The sequence below is a fragment of the Pseudooceanicola aestuarii genome, from assembly GCF_010614805.1.
In the GTDB taxonomy this organism is placed as follows: domain Bacteria; phylum Pseudomonadota; class Alphaproteobacteria; order Rhodobacterales; family Rhodobacteraceae; genus Pseudooceanicola; species Pseudooceanicola aestuarii.
Genome location: NZ_JAAFZC010000001.1, coordinates 164,561 through 182,253 on the forward strand (window position 1 = coordinate 164,561; position 17,693 = coordinate 182,253).

The 17,693-nt window shown below is 66.9% G+C and carries 14 protein-coding genes; 2 read left to right on the forward strand and 12 right to left on the reverse strand.

The features are described from left to right. Window positions 1-107 precede the first annotated feature (107 nt). A complete protein-coding gene (locus tag G5A46_RS00730) occupies window positions 108-2,264 on the reverse strand; it encodes an anthranilate synthase (protein ID WP_163846378.1) in 2,157 nt (718 codons plus the stop codon). A 332-nt stretch (window positions 2,265-2,596) separates the two neighbouring features. Between G5A46_RS00730 and G5A46_RS00735 the strand changes: the two genes are divergently transcribed. Further along, window positions 2,597-3,628, forward strand: a complete 1,032-nt coding sequence (locus G5A46_RS00735; RefSeq protein WP_163846380.1) for a ketopantoate reductase family protein — start codon at window positions 2,597-2,599, stop codon at window positions 3,626-3,628. Between the two features lie 163 nt (window positions 3,629-3,791). Here the strand turns inward: G5A46_RS00735 and G5A46_RS00740 are convergent, their stop codons facing one another. From G5A46_RS00740 to G5A46_RS00770, 7 genes are all read right to left on the reverse strand, one after another. Next, complete coding sequence (locus G5A46_RS00740) at window positions 3,792-4,493, reverse strand: ABC transporter ATP-binding protein (protein ID WP_163846381.1); 702 nt, start codon at window positions 4,491-4,493, stop codon at window positions 3,792-3,794. Then, window positions 4,480-5,214 carry an ABC transporter ATP-binding protein gene (locus G5A46_RS00745; protein ID WP_204318668.1) on the reverse strand — a complete coding sequence of 245 codons (735 nt, stop codon included), beginning with the start codon at window positions 5,212-5,214 and terminating at the stop codon, window positions 4,480-4,482. Before G5A46_RS00745 ends, G5A46_RS00740 begins: the two co-directional genes overlap by 14 nt. Beyond that, a complete protein-coding gene (locus tag G5A46_RS00750) occupies window positions 5,211-6,149 on the reverse strand; it encodes a branched-chain amino acid ABC transporter permease (RefSeq protein WP_163846383.1) in 939 nt (312 codons plus the stop codon). The genes G5A46_RS00745 and G5A46_RS00750 overlap by 4 nt, the downstream gene beginning before the upstream one ends. Further along, entirely contained in the window at window positions 6,146-7,072 is a 927-nt protein-coding gene (locus G5A46_RS00755) for a branched-chain amino acid ABC transporter permease (protein WP_163846385.1), read from the reverse strand. The genes G5A46_RS00750 and G5A46_RS00755 overlap by 4 nt, the downstream gene beginning before the upstream one ends. A gap of 48 nt (window positions 7,073-7,120) precedes the next feature. After that, entirely contained in the window at window positions 7,121-7,501 is a 381-nt protein-coding gene (locus G5A46_RS00760) for a VOC family protein (RefSeq protein ID WP_204318669.1), read from the reverse strand. Window positions 7,502-7,505: 4 nt separating this feature from the next. After that, window positions 7,506-8,792: an ABC transporter substrate-binding protein gene (locus G5A46_RS00765; protein WP_163846387.1), complete on the reverse strand. Its 1,287-nt coding sequence runs from the start codon at window positions 8,790-8,792 to the stop codon at window positions 7,506-7,508. Between the two features lie 235 nt (window positions 8,793-9,027). Beyond that, a complete protein-coding gene (locus G5A46_RS00770) occupies window positions 9,028-10,311 on the reverse strand; it encodes a flavin-dependent oxidoreductase (RefSeq protein ID WP_163846389.1) in 1,284 nt (427 codons plus the stop codon). A 223-nt stretch (window positions 10,312-10,534) separates the two neighbouring features. Here G5A46_RS00770 and G5A46_RS00775 point away from each other — a divergent pair, with 223 nt between their 5' ends. Then, the gene (locus G5A46_RS00775; RefSeq protein WP_163846390.1) at window positions 10,535-11,539 is read left to right on the forward strand and encodes an NAD(P)H-dependent flavin oxidoreductase; all 1,005 of its coding nucleotides are present in this window, start codon (window positions 10,535-10,537) and stop codon (window positions 11,537-11,539) included. A 194-nt stretch (window positions 11,540-11,733) separates the two neighbouring features. On the opposite strand, the gene G5A46_RS00780 is transcribed toward G5A46_RS00775, so the two are convergent. The 4 genes from G5A46_RS00780 to G5A46_RS00795 form a co-directional block, all read right to left on the reverse strand. After that, entirely contained in the window at window positions 11,734-12,159 is a 426-nt protein-coding gene (locus G5A46_RS00780; protein WP_163846392.1) for an RcnB family protein, read from the reverse strand. A gap of 198 nt (window positions 12,160-12,357) precedes the next feature. Next, window positions 12,358-13,083 carry a nitroreductase gene (locus tag G5A46_RS00785; RefSeq protein WP_163846395.1) on the reverse strand — a complete coding sequence of 242 codons (726 nt, stop codon included), beginning with the start codon at window positions 13,081-13,083 and terminating at the stop codon, window positions 12,358-12,360. Between the two features lie 73 nt (window positions 13,084-13,156). Beyond that, window positions 13,157-14,836: an AMP-binding protein gene (locus tag G5A46_RS00790; RefSeq protein ID WP_163846396.1), complete on the reverse strand. Its 1,680-nt coding sequence runs from the start codon at window positions 14,834-14,836 to the stop codon at window positions 13,157-13,159. A 317-nt stretch (window positions 14,837-15,153) separates the two neighbouring features. Further along, window positions 15,154-17,481: a xanthine dehydrogenase family protein molybdopterin-binding subunit gene (locus G5A46_RS00795; protein ID WP_163846398.1), complete on the reverse strand. Its 2,328-nt coding sequence runs from the start codon at window positions 17,479-17,481 to the stop codon at window positions 15,154-15,156. Window positions 17,482-17,693 lie beyond the last annotated feature (212 nt).

Below are 17,693 nucleotides of genomic sequence, written 5' to 3' on the forward strand. Positions count from 1 at the left end.
ATTTACCCCTGTATTTCATGACAAAACGGGCCCGGCATTAACCGGGCCCGCTCTGGAATTTGGCACAGCCTTTCCGAATAACGTGTCTGTCATCCGGAGAACATTCGCTACTTCTGTGGGCGGAGAAGCTTCTCGACCACGTTTTCGATCATCCGCATCCCGGCATCCTGACCCAGAGACATTATTGATTCGGGATGGAATTGAACCGCAGCGATCGGCAACTTGGTATGCTCCAATCCCATCACCACGCCGTCCTCGGTACTGGCCGTGACCACCAGATCATCGGGCAAGGTCGCGCGATCCGCATGCAGGGAATGGTAGCGCCCGATGGTAATCGGATCCTCAAGCCCTGCGAAAACCAGCGAACCTGGCGCCATGGAAATCCGCGAGGGTTTGCCATGCATCGGTTCGTCCAGCTGCAACAATTGCGCGCCGTGGAAATCGGCGATCGCCTGAAGCCCGAGGCAGACGCCAAACAATGGCAATTCCCGCCCGAGAACCTTGCCGATCGTTCCCCTGCAATCGAAATCCGAAGGATTGCCCGGGCCCGGCGACAATACCACCAGGTCAGGTGCGAATTCGTCCAGAACGGCATCGGCCACCGGGGTGCGGGTGGTCAGAACCTCGGCCCCGGTCTGGCGGAAATAATTGGCCAGGGTATGCACGAAACTGTCTTCGTGATCGACAAGCAGAATGCGGCGGCCCTGCCCCCTTGGCAAACGCCATTCATCGCCGCCATCCTCGTTCATCCGCACGTCGCCGCGAATGGCCGCGCGCATGGCGCTGGCCTTCAACTCCGTTTCCGCTTCTTCGTCCTCGGGATCGCTGTCGTTCAGCAGGGTCGCCCCGGCCCGGACTTCGGCCACGCCGTTCTTGATCCGAATGGTGCGCAAGGTCAGGCCGGTGTTCATGTCGCCGTCGAACCCGATGGCCCCCACGGCCCCACCATACCAGAACCGGGTTGATTTCTCGTGATTTTCGATGAACCGCATGGCCCAGAGTTTCGGCGCCCCGGTGACGGTCACAGCCCAGGCGTGCGACAGGAACGCGTCAAAGGCATCCATCCCGGCACGCAGACGTCCCTCGATATGATCGACGGTGTGGATCAGACGGGAATACATCTCGATCTGCCGCCGGCCGATCACCCGGACCGAACCGGGATCGCACACCCGGCTCTTGTCATTGCGATCCACATCGGAACACATCGTCAATTCGCTTTCATCCTTCTTGGATTGCAGCAATTTCAGGATCTGTTCACTATCCTCCAGCGCATCGCGGCCGCGTTTGATGGTGCCGGAAATCGGACAGGTTTCCACCCGGCGGCCAGTGACGCGGACAAACATTTCCGGGCTGGCGCCAACCAGGTATTCCTGGTCGCCAAGGTTCATGATGAAACCGAAAGGCGCCGGATTGATCTTCTTCAGCCGTTTGAAAATGGCCGAGGGGCTGTCGTGGCAGGGCTCGTAGAATACCTGGCCCGGCACCACTTCGAACAGATCGCCCCGGCGAAAGCTGTCCTTGGCCTTGCGCACCAATTCGGCATATTCGCCGGGCGCGTGATCGCCGCGCGGAACATCCGTGGGACCGGCCTGAAACGGCGCCGCCTCCGTTCCGCCCGTGATGCCGGCAGTGGAAAGCCCGTCCTTTTCGAATTCGTAGGAAATCACCTGCGCGGCGGCGGAATAATGGTCCGAGACCAGGATTTCGTCGGCCAGGAACAGTACCAGGTCGCGCTGGTCGTCGGGACGGTCCAGTTTCAGGTCGATCGGTTCGAACTGAAAGGCCAGATCATATCCGAAGGCGCCATACAGGCCCAATTGGCTGTCCTCTTCAGAAAAGAAGAGATCCACGATCGCCCGAAGAATGGAAAAGACCGAGGGCGCGCGCGAGCGTTCCTCTTCGTTGTAGACCCGGTCGGGGGCCTTGATCGTCAGGGCAATGGCCTGCGCCTGCGAGTCGATCCGGGCCACGGCATCCAACCCGGCCAATGCCGGGGCGATGATCTGCAACAGCACCTCTCCGCGGCCGTTCAGCGCGCGCAGACGCATTTCGCGGCCCTGCGCCTCGATCATCAGAGGCGGTTCTGCAAATCCGAATTCCCAGCGGGTATAGCGGCCGGGATATTCGTAATTCGACGACAGCAGGACCCCGCGTTGGGAATCGAGCCGTTCGGCCAATGCTTCGGAGGAGGTCAGGTATTCGGCGGAACGCGAACGGCGGGAGACGGTCACGCCCCCCCGCGTCAGGAAAGTCAGATCGGTCATGTCAGGTCTCTTCAGGATCGGGCCGGTAGGGCCGGCCTCATGTCGGGAAGGGTCGGAACAGGGGTCACGCGACGGTGAGCGTCACCATCGCCATCCCAAGTGCCATTCGCGCCATCGCTTGCCGGTCATCTGCCGCGTCCCCGAAACCTATCCGCCGGGCGCGGCCTGTCGGGCACCTCGGCGCGGGTAAAGTCGGCAGGTTGCGCCCCGGTGTCAACCCCGCTTTCGCGCCTCACCGGGGCAGCGGGCGCGGCGCCCCGCCTTGCCCCCATCCGGCCCCGCGCCTAGGTTGCGCGCGATCTCTCCTTCCCGACACCGCCCGAGGACATGCCATGACGACCACCGAATTGCCCGCCCTGCCCGATCGTCCGCTGAACATCTGCATCGTCGGCGCCGGGGCCATCGGCGGGTCCGTCGCGGCGCGGCTGGCGCTGTCCGCGCCCGCCGGGCTGGGCAAGGTGACGCTGATCGCGCGGGGGCCCCACCTGGAAGCGATCCGCCGCGACGGGCTGCGCCTGACAACTCCGGACGACCCGGAGGGGCAGACCGTGCGCATCGACGCCACCGACGACCCCGACAGCCTGCCGCCGCAGGACATCGTGGTCACCGCGCTCAAGGGTCACCAGATCCCGCCCATGGCCGCGACCCTGGCCCGCCTGCTGGCGCCGCATGGCCGAATGGTGCCCATCGTGAACGGCGTACCCTGGTGGTACCCGCTGCGCGGCGCGGACGGGCAGATGCGCGGTGCGCAGGAGGTCGATCCCGACGGCGTCCTGTGGCGCGAGATCGGGCCGCGGCGCGCCATCGGGGCCATCGCCTATTACGGGGCCTCGGTGTCGGCGCCGGGACATATCGCGATCCAGATCGACGGCTACCTGGACCTGGGGCGCCTGCCCGGCGAGGACCGCACGGATGTGACCCGCGTGGCCGATCTGTTCCGCCATGGCGGCTGGACGATCCGGGAAACGGAGCCGTTTCAGGACGCGCTCTGGTCCAAGATGCTGGGCAATTGCGCGATGAACTCCGTGGCTGCCATCGCCCAGGCTCCTACGGCGCGGGCGTTGCAACATCCGCCGCTCTACCGTCTTGCCGGGGGCATCATGGAGGAGATCCGCGCCATCGCCGCCGCCACCGGCGCCACTATCCGCATGACCACGCAGGAGCGGTTGAAATGGGGGATGCGCGACACCGGGTTCAAACCCTCGACCTTGCAAGACCTTGAAAAGGGCCGCCCGATGGAGATCGAACCGATCTTTGGCGCCGCCATTGCCGTGGCCCGCGCCCATGACGTGCCCTGCCCCGACCTGGAACTGGCGACCGCGATCCTTCGCTCCATCCAGGAGACCCGCGACCTGGCGGAATGATCCGCGACCGAAAATGCACCGGCTGGTCTTCGCGGCGGCAACGGCGGACCGCATCGGTCGTGGCCCGACAAAGGGACCGCCCGTGCCAGGCGGCGCGCCACGCGGCGGCATGTCCCATCCAAGGGCGGACGTCGTGCGCCCCTGAGCCCAAGGTGGGGCCGGCTCAGATACCCAGCCGGGACATCAGGCGGGCCTCGGCACCGGGCAGGTCGGCGCGGTCGATCCGGTCCACCATACGGCCGTTCTCCATGACAAAGACGCGGTCGGCCAGGGCGGTGACCGCGTCGACGCGCTGTTCGACCAGCAGCACGATCAGCCCCTGATCGCGCATTTTCTCCATCACCTCCCGGATCGCCGCGATCATCGAGGGTTGCAGCCCCTCCGTCGGTTCATCCAGCAACAGCAGCCGGGGCCGCAGACACAGGGCGCGGGCGGTGGCCAGCATCTGCTGCTCTCCGCCCGACAGGGTTCCGGCGCGCTGCGACAGGCGTTCGCGCAGGCGTGGAAACAGACGCAGCGCGTCCTCCCGCGCAGCAGCACGGCCCTTGGCGGGGCCGGCCATCAACCCGATTTTCAGGTTCTGCGCCACGCTGAGTTCGCCGAACAGCCGCCGCCCCTGCGGGACGTAGCCGACCCCCTGCCCCGGCACCCGGTTGGCGGGCAGCGCGGCCAGGTCGGTGCCATCCAGCACGATCCGCCCGGCACTGGCCCGGACCAGCCCGATCACCGATTTCATCAGCGTCGTCTTGCCCGCGCCATTGCGCCCCATGATCGCGGTGATGCGGCCCGGTTCGGCCTCCAGCGCGATGTCGCGCAGCACCGGGGCGGGGCCGTAGCCGGCGGTCAATCCGTCAATCCCGAGCATTCGCGCCCCCCGTCGGTCCCGGAGCCGGGCGACCCAGGTAGGCCGCCTGGACCCCCGGATCGGCGCGGATCTCCCGTGGTGTGCCCTCGGCCAGGACGGCGCCGGCCTCCAGCACGGTGATGCGGGTGGCCAGGTCCATCACCACGGCCATGTTATGTTCGATCAGCAGGATCGTGGTCTCCTCCCGCAGCGCCCGGACCAGCGCGCCGAAGCGGGCGATCTCCCCATCCGACAGGCCTTGCGTCGGCTCGTCCAGGATCAGCAGGCGTGGCCGCTGCACCAGGCCCATGGCGATCTCCAGCAGGCGCTGGTGCCCGTAGGACAAGTCACCGGCCAGCTGCTCCGCCTGATCGGCCAGGCCGACCCGCTCCAGCGCGTCGAGCACGGCGCGGGCGGGTGCCTTGGGCGGCGCCGCCAGGGCGACGTTCTCCGCCACCGGCAGACGCCCGAAGACCGAGGTGATCTGAAACGTGTAGGCCATGCCCAGGCCCACGCGCCGATGCGCGGGCAGGCCGGTAATGTCGCGGCCGTCGAACAGGATGCGCCCCTGGCCGGGAGCCAGCCGCCCGATCAGCATCGACACCAGCGTCGTCTTGCCGGCCCCATTGGGGCCGATCAGGGCACGCACCTCGCCGGTTTCCAGCGCCAGATCGACATGATCCACCGCGCGCAGACCGTCGAAATCGCGGGTCAGCCCCTCGGTCCTGAGGATCACGCTCATGGCAATCGGCTCCAGATCCGGCGGCGCAGTTCTCCGGCGATGCCCTGCGGCGCAAAGAGGGTCAGCAGCACCAGCGCGACGCCCGCCAGCAGCATGTAGGCCTGGGTGATGCCGGTGCCGATGTCGATCAGGTAGAACATGAACAATGTCCCCAGGAACGGCCCGATCATAGTGCCCGCGCCGCCCAACAGCACGTAGAGCAGCGGGAAGATCGAATATTGCACCGCCGCGAAACTGGCCCCTGCATAGCCAAAGAGCACCCCGTAGGCGCCGCCCGCCGCCGCCGACATGGTGCCCGAGAGGACCAGCGCCACCAGCTTGCGCGCGCGGATGTCATAGCCCAGCAACTGCGCCCGCTCGGCGTTTTCGCGGATCGCGATCAGCACCCGTCCGAACCGGTGCCGCACCAGCCAGAGCGACCCTATCAAGCAGACCGAGAACAGCCCCCAGGCCACCAGATAGCGTATCCCCTCTCCCCCCAGGGCCAGGCCTGCGACCTGGCGGGTGGCGGCCGGCAGGACGAACCCTTCGTCACCGTGGGTGAGATCGCCGAAATAGAGGATCGCAAGGTAGAACGCCTGCGAAAACATCAGCGTCACGATCATGAAAGCCACGCCCGCCGTACGCAACGCCAGCGCCCCGACCGCCAGCGCCAGCGCCGCCCCGCAAACCAGGCCCAGCCCCCAAGCCGGCGCGGCGCTCCAGCCCAGGTGCAGACTGGCCAGGCCGGTGCCATACATGCCGGCGGCAAAGAACATCGCATGCCCGAGGCTGAGCAGACCGGAATAGCCGAACGCCAGGTTGTAGCCCATGGCATAAACAGCCAGCACCATGATCCGCGCCATGTTGCCGTGGTGATAGGCGGGCAGAACGAAATGCAGCGCCAACAGCAGCGCGACCAGCCCCAGATGCAACATCCAGTCCCGGCGGCTCATCTGTCGCGGGCTCCGAACAGGCCCTGCGGGCGGAATACAAGGACCAGCGCCACCAGCAGCGTGGCCAGGATCTTGGCCAGGGTCGGCGAAAAGAAGACAGAGATGACGCCGTCGCTCATCCCGATCAGGATGGCGGCGACGACGGTGCCGGCCAGACTGCCCAGCCCGCCGATAATCACCACGATGAACGACAGCAACAGTGCCTCCCCGCCCATCAGGTAATGCGCCTGCTGGATCGGCACCACCAGCACCCCGGCCAAAGCTGCCAGCGCCGCGCCCGCGCCGAACACACCGGCATGGACACGCGCCACAGGGATGCCGAAGGCGGTGGCCATGTCGCCGTCCAGCTGGGTGGCGCGCATGATCAGCCCGGTGCGGGTACGGGCCATGAACAGGCGCAGCGCGGCGACCAGCGTGGCGGCGGCGGCGATCACGAACAACTTGTAGGAGGTGATCGACAGCCCCCAGGGGTAATAGAGGGACGGTCCCCCCTCGCCCCATTCGATCCAGGGCAGCGCGATGCGGCTGTTGAAGGGTGCGGTGACCGGGCGGGCCTCGGGGCCGTAGCCCATCAGAGTCGCCTGCTGCACGATATAAAGCAGCCCGATGGTGGCCACGATCACCCGTTCGGGATCATGGTCCAGCCGCTTCAGGATCGTCGCATCCGCCGCCGCCGCCAGAAGTCCCACCGCCAGCGGTGCCACCACCAGCGCCGCCGCGAAACCGACGACCGGCGAGCCGCCCAGCCCGGTCGAGACGACCCAGGCCAGAACCGCGCCAAGCATGTAGAACTCGCCATGCGCCACGTTGACCACACGCATGACGCCGAAGACGAGGCTGAGCCCCGAGGCCATCAGCGCCAGGACAGAGGCCAGGACGGCGCCCTCCAGCATGGCCAGCATCAGATATGGTCCGAAATCCATGGCGGAACCTTCCCTGCCGAAGGGGTGAGGGGCAATGCGTCCGCCGCTTCAGGCGGCCGGAACCCCCACCTGCCAGGACACGCCGAACCGATCCGTCACCCAGCAATAGCGCGGCGAGAACGGATAGGAATCCAGCGGCATCAGGGCCTTGCCACCCTCTGACAGGGCGTCGTGCAGGTGATCCACCTCGGAGGCGTCCGCGCATTCGACGTAAAAGGAAAACGTCGGGGTGAAATCGAACCCATGCATCGGCGGGCTGTCCAGCAAGCGCACCTGCTGGCCGCCGATGGTCAGGGTCATCAGCATCGGCTCCCCGTCCGCGTTTTCCTGCTCTACCACCAGGTCGCTGCGGGGGAAGAGGTCGGCGTAGAAGTCTGCCGCCTCGGCGCCGGATCCCTGGAACATCAGGAACGGGGTAATCGTGACCATGTAATCAAAAGCTCCGCGTGGTGTAGTCGACTTGGTCGGGGTAGAAGGTATCTTCCACCGCGACGGTCTTACGGCGGATCAGCTTCCCGCCCTCGACCTGAGAGATATATTGCTGGCCGAAGACCTGGTGCGTCTTGCCATTGAACCGTTTCGGACCCTGCGGATGGGCAATGCCGCCGGGCATCTCCTCCATGGCTTCCACCGCCTCGATCAGCAGCTGGCGGTCCTCGGGGCCGGAATAGCCTGCGGCCTCCATCCCTGCCTTGATGACATGCAGGGTTTCCCAGCAGCCGAACATGTGCCCGGCGGTAGAAACATCGCGCGGATCCTCCACGCTGGCGCCGGTGGCATCGATCCCCACCGCATCACGGTACTTGCGCACGTAATCGGGGGCGTCATCCTGAAGATAGCGGGGCATCCCCTCCCAGAAATATGTCCCCTCCAGGAAATCCAGTCCGGGAGAGGCGATATCCACCGCCTCCAGCGAATCGATGAAGCCGAAGATCTCGGGCCGGGAGGGGCCGAAGAACTCGCCCATTTCCTTGACGAAGGTCAGGACGGCGGGCCCGACCATGACGTGGTAGATCACCTCCGTGTCGCGGGGGATCTTGGGGAAATATTTGGTGAACGACGTCTCCGTCGGCGGGATGGCGATCTGGGCCACCACCTCGCCGCCCGCGGCCTCCACCGCTGGGGTCAGGTTATCGCGGTGATCGTAGCCAAAGCCGTAGTCGGGGTAGATCATCGTGACCTTTTTCCCCAACGTGCCGGTAATGAAGGGCGCCATCGACAGCACCTGGCTTTTGACGTCGGTGATACCCGGCTGCATGGTCCAGCGGTTCAACATCCCCGAGGCGACATGCGTGCCCTCCGACACCACGAAATAGGGCAGTTTCAACTCTCCGGCGCGCGGGGCCGAGCCGATGACCACATGCGAGAACAGCGTGCCGAAGGCGACATCGCATCGGGATTGATTGGCGAATTTCTCCAGCACCTCGGCGCCGCGCTTGGGGTCGGTGCCATCATCCTCCGTCACCAGTTCCAGCGGCCGGCCGTTTACCCCGCCCTCGGCGTTGATCTTGGTGATCGCAGCCTGGCTGGCCCGGTCGTACCAGCGCCCATAAGCCGCGCCGATGCCGGTGGCGTGTTTCTGGAACCCGATGCGGATCGGCGTGGCGGTCTGGGCATGGGTATAGCGCGCCCACAACGGCAGGGCGGCGGCCCCGGCCCCGGCGGCCAGCGTTTTCAACGCGCCGCGGCGGGTGGTGGTCGGCGTCTTGGTAGTGGTCATGGCGGCTGATTTCCCTGTTCACGATGACGTCGGGGCAGCGCCCGTGGGCGGCCTAGGTGGCAAACTACGCCAAGTCACGCCCCCTGCGCCAGTCCTGTCATGCTGCGGATGCACGATCAAGCGGTCGCGCGCCCCCCGGTCCCGGGTCCGGCAAGGGCGGTTGGGACCATTTCACGCCCCGGACCTGGGGCTGTATGGCCTCGCCCCGATCAGCCCCGCCCCGCAACGTCGTCGCCTATCCCGCCGCCACCCGTGCGCCGGGCGGAATCCGGGGCGGGGCGGCATTCAGCGTCTCCTGGGCAAAGCCCGCCGCCGCCTTGTAGGCGGACATGAAGGCGCTGCGTTCGGCCGCCGGGACCACGTCGTCGATCCGGTTGAACCGCCCGCCGCAGCGGTCGTCCACCAGGTTCAGCAACCCGAAGGGCCCCGCACCACGATTGCGCAGCACCACCTCGGACACCGGCCCGCAAAGCGCCGCGTCGTAGGCCGCCAGCGCCGCCGGGGTCACCCCGTGGACCAGCATACGCGCGCCCAGTTCGCGGCCGTCGACAATAGCCTGGCTGGCCCCGTTGGAGCCGGTGGGATACATGGCATGGGCTGCATCGCCCAACAGCGCCACCCGCCCGTCGACCCAGCTTGGCACCGGATCGCGGTCGATCATCGGGTATTCCCAGACCGGACCGGCGGCGCGCAGCAGGGCGGGCACATCCAGCCAGTCGTAATTCCAGTTCTCGAAATGGTGAATGAACTCCTCCACCCCGACCTGCCGGTTCCAGTCACCGCCGCGCCAGCCGGCGCCGGGATCCACCGTGACCTCGGCAATCCAGTTGATCCGGGCCAGCCCGGTCTCGGGATCGGCGGGGGTGATCGGATAGATCACCATGCGCTGGCGATGCGTGCCCAGCCCGACAAAAGACGACCCGCTGCGAACCGGTCGCCCCGGCGAAGTGCCACGCCACATGATCGCCCCGCCCCAGTTCGGGCCGGGCTGGTCGGGATACATCCGGGCGCGCACTGCCGAATGGATGCCATCGGCGCCGATCAGCAGATCGCCCGCGACCTCGGCCGGGCCATCGGGGCCGTCGACAAACGCCGTGACCCCTGCGTCCCGCATCGCATAGCCCGTCACCCGGTGCCCGGTGCGCAGCGCCTGCGGGCCCAGCCGGTCCAGCACCGCATCGTGCAGCATCATCTGCAACTTGCCGCGATGCACCGAATATTGCGGCCAGCCATAGCCGGCCTCCAGTCCGCGCGGCTCTGCGTGGATGTCATTGCCGTTCAGCCCGACCAGCGCCCATTCCCGCGTCTGCACCCCGATCCGGTCCAGCGCGCGCGCGTCAAACCCCATCTCGTACAGTTCCCGCACCGCGTTGGGTTGCAGGTTCACCCCCACCCCCAATTCGCGCAGCGTGCCCACTGCCTCCAGCACCGTGCAACGGACGCCGATGGCATGCAGGGTCAGCGCCGTGGCCAGCCCACCGATTCCGCCACCCGCGATCAGGACATGCGCATTGCCCATTCTATTTCCTCCCTGCGGAATATTCTGCCTGAACAAGGGCTTCGCCACCGCCCTACCCTCTGCAACACCTGTTCCGTGACGCAGCGACGCAGGTGACTCTGCCCCATCTCTTTGTCACAATAGACGCCGCATCGGGCGATGCGCACCCCCTGTCGGGACCACCATCGTCCGTAAGAGGCTCCGCGCCGCGGGGCCATGAACTTTCTGGGGAGGAATCAGACCCGTGGCCGTGCCCGAAATTCTCAACTCACTTCGCATTCCGCTGATCGGCAGCCCGCTGTTCATCATTTCCAACCCCGATCTGGTCATCGCCCAGTGCAAGGCCGGGATCGTCGGATCCTTCCCGGCGCTGAACGCCCGCGAGAAGGACGGCGAAGAGATCGAGCTGGTCAAATGGCTGACCCGCATCAACGAAGAGCTGGACCGTCACAATCAGGCGAACCCCGATACCCCCGCCGCGCCCTATGCGGTGAACCAGATCGTGCACAAGTCCAACTCCCGGCTGGAACGGGACGTGGAAATCTGCGCCAAGCATGACGTGCCGGTCTGGATCACCTCGCTGGGGGCACAGACCTGGGTGAACGAGGCGGCACATTCCTGCGGCGGGATCTCCCTGCATGACGTGATCAACAACCGCTTTGCCAAGAAGGCCATCGAGAAAGGCGCCGACGGCCTGATCGCCGTGGCGGCCGGTGCGGGTGGCCATGCCGGTGCACTGTCGCCGCTGGCGCTGATGCAGGAAATCCGCGCCTGGTTCGACGGCCCTGTCTACCTGTCCGGCGCCATCGCGCGCGGCGATGCGATTCTGGCGGCACAGGCCATGGGCGCCGACGGCGGCTATGCCGGATCGGCCTTCATCGCGACCGAGGAAGCAAACGCCGTCGACGGCTACAAGCAGATGATCGTAGAAAACGGTGCCAATGACATCGTCTATTCCGACCTCTTCACCGGGGTCTGGGGCAATTACCTGAAGCCCTCCGTCGCGGCGGCCGGGATGGACCCCGACAACCTGGAACGCTCCGACCCGTCCAACATGGATTTCGGCCCCGGTCGATCCAAGCCGAAAAGCTGGAAGGAAATCTGGGGCGCCGGTCAGGGCATCGGAGCGGTTGAGGAGATCCTGCCCACCGCACAGCTGGTCGCCCGGTTCGAGCGTGAGTACATCGCCGCCCAGCAACGGCTGGCCGCGACCCTCGGCTGGAACGCGACCGCACAGGCTGCGGAGTGACCGCCAGGCGCCCCTGATCCGAGGACGCGGCAGGCGATTGAAAGGGGCGGCGAACCGATGGGTTCGCCGCCCTTGTTCGTTCGGCACCTGGATCGAGGCGGTCGGGGAGCGGGGGGGGGGGCGGCCCGCATCCGGCGGGCGACGTCACCCCGACCCGCGGACTGCCAGACCTATCGAATGCCCAGGCACGCAGATCAGTCGACAATCGCCTTGACCAGCAGGCTGGCCGCCGCGACCAGATAGATGTCGGAGCCGTCGATCACGTAATTTTCCCCGCGCGCGGGGCGCGGCAGGCCACGGCGTTGCCAATCATTGATCACGACCACCTTGTCCTGGCTGACCCGCGATCCCACTGAATGACGATGCGTGACGCGCGCCTTGGCCGCGCGGCTGTCACGATTGTCGCGGGCATCGCGGCGGTCCTGGCTTCGCTCGGCACCGCGCTGGTGGCCACGGTCCTGCTTTTGGTCCTTTTCGCGATCGACCTTCACCACGACGACATCGTTGTCGCCGCGCCGGTCGTTCCGGTCATGGCGATCTGCGGCCGTTGCCGGCAGTGCCACCGAAAGGGTCATGGCTGCGGTCAGGCCGCCAAGGATGAGTGTACGCATGGGTCGCATGTAGGGTCTCCTGCTGTCGTGATCGGCCCGGTTCGGCGCCGTTACAGGAGTGATACGCTGACCCGCCAACCTTCCGTCGCCCGATATCGCGGAAAACCGCCAGACCGCCGCGTGTCACCGGCCTCGCGTCCCATGTCAGCCATGCAAAAGGGCCGGTATTCCCCCCGGCCCTTGCGGATTTCGCAGCCCTGCTGGTGTTCAACCCGCCTGGCTTTCGCCTTGGCCCGGGCGGCGGCCCATGCCCTGCGCATCGAAGCCTTGGAAACTGGTGATCTCCGACATCGGGCGGCGGACGCTTTTGACGTCATTGGCGGGGAATTCGGCGTCCGGCCAGCCCAGGGCGACACAGGTCAGGATCACCTGGTCCTCCGGGATCTCGGCGCATTCTCGGACCACCGGGGATTGCATGATCCCCTGCCCGTTGATCACCGCGCCCAGCCCCCGCGACCAGGCCGCCAGTACCAGCCCATAGGTCGCGGCCCCGGCATCGAAGATGCCGATGGGGCCGTGGTCTTCCAGCGCGCGGTCGTAGGTCACGACGACCGAAACCGGCGCGTCGAACTGGCGAAAGCCGCGCATCACCCAATCCTGCCGACGCTCCGCATCCTCCCGCGCGATGCCCATCGCCGCGAACAGCTGCTTGGCGATATCCACCTGCCGGTCGCGATGCACGCCCTCGTATTTGCCATGGGCCGGGATCTCCCGGCTGGGCGGCACACCGGCCAGCATCCGTTCGGTATTGCCCTTGCGCACCCGCTCCAGCACCTCACCGGAGAGGACGTGGAAATTCCACGGCTGCGTGTTCATCGAGGATGGAGCACAGCCCGCAAGCTCCAGAACCTCTTCCAGCAGGGCGCGCGGCACCGGCTTGTCAGAATAGCCGCGAATGCTGCGCCGGTCGCGCATCGCCTGTTCGATATCCATCTTCACTGCTCCTCGTGTCTCCGGGGTGGCCGCCTTCCGCGCGGCGCCCCCGCTCTCCCTCCGGTGGCGCGGATCAGACGCCCTGCGTGGCCTTGACCTTTGCGTCTTCCTCGTCACGAAGCGCCCGGCGCGAAGCCTTCCCCACCACGGTGCGCGGCAGGTCGGTGCGGAATTCCAGGTGGCGCGGGATCTCGTGCCGGCCCAGCTTGTCGGCCAGGAATGCCTGCATCTCCTCCAGCGTGAAGGCCTCCGCCCCGGGGTTCAAAACCACAAAGGCCTTGGCGCTTTCGCCGCGGTAATCGTCCGGCACGCCGATTACCATCGCTTCCAGCACGGCGGGGTGCTGGTGGATCGCGTTTTCGATCGTCAACGGATAGACATTGAAACCGCCCGACAGGATCAGGTCCTTCTTGCGGTCCACGACGAAGAACCAGCCGTCCGCATCCATGTAGCCGATGTCGCCGGTCAGCAGATAGCCGTCGGGCGTGTAGCAGGCGGCGTTTTCCTCGGCACTGCGGTTCCAGTAGCCCGACGTCACGTTCGGCCCCCTGACCGCCATTTCCCCGGCTTCGCCCACCGGCAGGTCGCGCGACGGGTCGTCCACATCGACGATCTTCAGATCCAGCCCACAGGTCGGGATCCCGATGGAGCCCAGCTTGTCCTCCGGCATGTTGGCCGGCACCGTGGTGCCCGCCGCGGCGGTTTCGGTCATGCCCCAGCCGCCGCGCAGTTTCAGCCCGGTCAGCCGTTCCACCCGCAGGAAGACCTCGGAGGGCAGCGGCGCGCCGCCCGACCCGATATAGGACAGGCTGGACAGGTCTCGATCCTCTACCCCGGGGGTGCCCAGAATGGCGATCCAGCCGGTCGGAACCGAGGTCAGATATTCGATCTTGAATTTCTCCACCTCCGCAACCGCGCGGGCGGCGTCAAAGCGCGGGCGCAGGTAGATGCTGCCGCCTTCCACCGCGCGTTTCAGCATCCCGGCGCAAAGGCCCATGATGTGGAACAGCGGCGAATAATACAGCCCCCGTGACCCCGGCACCGCCGAGGGCTCGCCGGTGAACGCCATGGTGTACATCTGCTGCGAGGCCGACAGGTTGCCTTGCGTCAGCATCGCCGCCTTGGGCACGCCCGTCGTGCCACCGGTATATTGCAACAAGGCCAGATCGTCGGGCGTGACATCAGCGGCCGGTGCCATCGGCGCGTCGGACTGGCCGGCCAGCAGATCCTCCACCGGGTGCGCCCCTTCAGGGATCGGGCAGTCGCGCCCCTGCGCCGACACCGGATCGGGACAGAGGTAAAGCGTCGGGCAGGTGCCATCGGCCAGCAGCGGCAACAGCTTCTCGCTCAGCTCGGGGGTGGAGAGGGAAAATACCGCCGCCGCGCCGCTGTCGGTGATCTTGTGCGCCAGCTCTGCCGTGGCATCCAACGGAGACAGGTGGGTGACACTGGCCCCGATCCACATCGCGCCCAGGAACAGCACCGGGTGCCAGGGACAATTGGGCAGGTGAAGGGCAATCCGGTCGCCCTTTTTCACCCCGGCGGCGGTCAGGGCGCGGGCAGCCTGACTGACCCGGCCATGCATCTGCGCATAGGTGATCTCCTCGCCGAAATATTCAACCATCAGGATCGGACCATGGGTCAGGAAACTTCCGTGGACACGTTGGGCGATGGTGTCCCGTTCGGGCACGAAATCGCGGGTCGCGCCGGGTGCGTACCAATCCTGCCAGGGCCGTTGAGGCGTCGCCGTCATGCGGTGTCCTTCCATGTTCGGCGCGCCGGGGCGCCGGGGCGGCCACGCGGGCCGCATCGTTTCGATCGGGGAAGGTCTGACCACGCCGCCTGTCCCACCGCGACGGCCGGGCGGCCCGTCCGCAGGGTCAGACGGCGGCGCAGGACCGGCGATCCGTTGGTGGTCAAGGCTTCCCTCCCTGCGCTACGGTTCCGCAATGCAGAACCGATTTTCGCGCAAGCCCAAGCTATGACATGCGCAAACCGGGCGTCAACACGAATTGACCCGCGAGTAGAATTCCGCGCCGCACGCAACGGCCGCGCCGCGCCCGGCTGCCGCTAGCACCCTTGCTCGGCCTGATGGGATCCGGCAGCCTGTAGCGCGGCCCAGATCCGGTCCGGCGTGGCCGGCATGGCAAAATCGCGCACGCCCGCGCTGGCCAGCGCGTCGTTGACAGCACTCATCCCGGCGGCCAGCCCGCCGACCGATCCGGCCTCCCCCACACCTTTGACCCCCAGGGGGTTGCCGGGCGTGGGCACCTGATGAAAGGCACAGTCGAAATTGGGAAAATCCTCGGCGCGCGGCATGGCGTAATCCATGAATGACCCGGTGATCAGCTGCGCGTCATCGCGGGAATAGGCCAATTGCTCCATGAAGATCTGGCCCAGGGCCTGGCCGACACCGCCGTGGATCTGGCCCCTGGCCAACTGCGGGTTCAGCACGCGGCCGATATCCTCCACCGCGTGATAGGCGGCGATTTCACAGCGGCCGGTTTCGGGGTCGATCTCCACTTCGCAAACATGGCACCCGTTGGGGAAGGTCGGCGCCGGGTTGCGGAACCGGCCTTTGCCGCGCAACGCCCCGCCCGCCGCATGGGCCCGCCGGGCGATGTCCTCCAGCGACAGATGGCGGTTGGTGCCAGCCAGGTGAAAGCCACCATCGCGATAAGTGATCTGCGCCTCCGCCGCGTCCAGCGCTCGGGCCGCGAGACGCCGGCCCTGCGCCACCAGGTCGCGCGCGGCATCCAGCGTGGCCGAGCCACCCTTGACCATCGCGCCAGAGCCGCCCATGCCCGCGCCCTGCTCCATGACATCGGTATCGCCCTGGACATGATCCAGCCGGTCAGGGGCAATCTGCAACGCCTCGGCGGCCAGGTCGATCAACGTGCTGGGGATCCCCTGCCCCGCAGAAAACGATCCGGCAGCAAGGGTCAGCCGCCCGTCGGGCCCGGCGATCAGGTCGGTCACGTCTTCGGCCGGTTTGCCATAAAGACTGCCGGCCGTCTCGATGCACAGCGCCACGCCCAGGCCGCGCAGGCGCCCGCGCTGCGCCGCCTCTGCCCGCCGCGCGGCAAAGCCCGCGACATCGCCCTGCGCGATCCCCGTATCCAGCACCTGTTCGAAGGCGCCACAGTCGTAGTCGTACCAGAATGGCGAGGTCCAGGGCATCTGATCCGCCCCGATCAGGTTGCGCCGGCGCAGCGCGACGGGGTCCATCCCAAGCTGTCGCGCGGCCCGGTCGATCAACTGCTCCACCGCGAATGTCGCCTCGGGACGGCCGGCGCCGCGATAGGCGGCGATGGGCACCGTGTTGGTCAGGTAGCCCTCCAGCCGGCCGGCGATCAGCGGGGTGCGGTACATCCCCGCCACGCCGCCGAAATTGTTCATCATCGACAGGGAGCGACCGGTATAATAGGCGCCCATGTTCTGCGTCAGGGCAAAGCTCATGGCAAGGAAATCGCCCTCCTCCGACAGACCCAACCGAGCCTCCACCTCGACATCGCGCCCGGCCTCGGAGGTCAGGAAATCCTCTCCCCGGTCGGCCCGCCACCGCACCGCCCGATCCAACCGTCGCGCGGCCCAGAAGATCAGCATCTCCTCCCGCAGCGGCCCGCCCTTCATGCCGAAGGAACCGCCGACATCAGGCGCCACCACCCGCAGATCCGCCACGGGCAGGTCAAAGGCATCGGCCAGCGTACCGCGCAGCGCCTGCGGGTTCTGGTGGCTAAGGTACAGCGTCATGCGCCCATCCGCCTCCGGGCGCGCCAGCGCCGCGCGTGGCTCCAGCGCGACGGCGGTGACGCGGGAGACCGGTGTGACCATGCGCAGCTGGTGCGGCGCGGCGTCGATGGCGCGGATCACAGCGTCCCAATCGCCGCGCCCCCATTGCGCCGCCAGGTTGCCGGGGCAATTGTCATCGACCAGCGGCGCGCCCGTGGCCCGCGCCTCTGCCAGGGCGGCGACGGCGGGCAGATCCTCGAAATCCACCGCCACCGCCTCTGCCCCGTCCTGCGCGGCGGCGGCGGTGGCTGCCAGGACAAGGGCCACCGGCTCCCCCGCGTGGCGCACCCTGTCCGCGACCAGCAGCGGCCGTGGGGTGACCGGCCAATCGCGCCCGTCCGGCCCCGTCAGCTGCGCATCGGCCTGTACCGGGCCGATGCCGTCGGCGGCCAGGTCTTCGGCTGTCAGCACCTGGATGACACCAGGGGTGGCGCGGGCTTCCGACAGATCGATCCCGGTGATCCGTGCCGCTGCGTGCGGGGACCGGACAAAGACGGCGTGCAACGCGCCTTCCCCGATGGGTCCGTTGGCGATGTCATCGGTGAAGCGCCCCGCACCGGTCACCAGCCGTGCGTCCTCCACCCGTCCGCTGCGTTTCGCTGCCATGGTCTGTCCCCTTGGTCCTGTGCCAGGGGCAGGGTAATGCGACTTGGCGACAGGGGAAATGCGAGAATTGCGGCGATACGAATAGGGATCGGGACGGGGTGACCAATGATCATTCCTGCACATAGGCGCGCAGATGCAGCCAGTTATCCCCAGAATTCGGCACCGAATAATACCTTTTCCGACATTTCGTGGATAACCTCGCCCAAACTGCG

Coding starts and splice junctions, on each gene's coding strand:
- G5A46_RS00745 (WP_204318668.1), bottom strand. CDS start 5,214: ATGAGCGTGATCCTCAGGACCGAGGGGCTGACCCGCGATTTCGACGGT.
- G5A46_RS00795 (WP_163846398.1), bottom strand. CDS start 17,481: ATGGCAGCGAAACGCAGCGGACGGGTGGAGGACGCACGGCTGGTGACC.
- G5A46_RS00765 (WP_163846387.1), bottom strand. CDS start 8,792: ATGACCACTACCAAGACGCCGACCACCACCCGCCGCGGCGCGTTGAAA.
- G5A46_RS00755 (WP_163846385.1), bottom strand. CDS start 7,072: ATGGATTTCGGACCATATCTGATGCTGGCCATGCTGGAGGGCGCCGTC.
- G5A46_RS00730 (WP_163846378.1), bottom strand. CDS start 2,264: ATGACCGATCTGACTTTCCTGACGCGGGGGGGCGTGACCGTCTCCCGC.
- G5A46_RS00770 (WP_163846389.1), bottom strand. CDS start 10,311: ATGGGCAATGCGCATGTCCTGATCGCGGGTGGCGGAATCGGTGGGCTG.
- G5A46_RS00750 (WP_163846383.1), bottom strand. CDS start 6,149: ATGAGCCGCCGGGACTGGATGTTGCATCTGGGGCTGGTCGCGCTGCTG.
- G5A46_RS00780 (WP_163846392.1), bottom strand. CDS start 12,159: ATGCGACCCATGCGTACACTCATCCTTGGCGGCCTGACCGCAGCCATG.
- G5A46_RS00740 (WP_163846381.1), bottom strand. CDS start 4,493: ATGCTCGGGATTGACGGATTGACCGCCGGCTACGGCCCCGCCCCGGTG.
- G5A46_RS00735 (WP_163846380.1), top strand. CDS start 2,597: ATGACGACCACCGAATTGCCCGCCCTGCCCGATCGTCCGCTGAACATC.
- G5A46_RS00790 (WP_163846396.1), bottom strand. CDS start 14,836: ATGACGGCGACGCCTCAACGGCCCTGGCAGGATTGGTACGCACCCGGC.
- G5A46_RS00760 (WP_204318669.1), bottom strand. CDS start 7,501: ATGGTCACGATTACCCCGTTCCTGATGTTCCAGGGATCCGGCGCCGAG.
- G5A46_RS00785 (WP_163846395.1), bottom strand. CDS start 13,083: ATGGATATCGAACAGGCGATGCGCGACCGGCGCAGCATTCGCGGCTAT.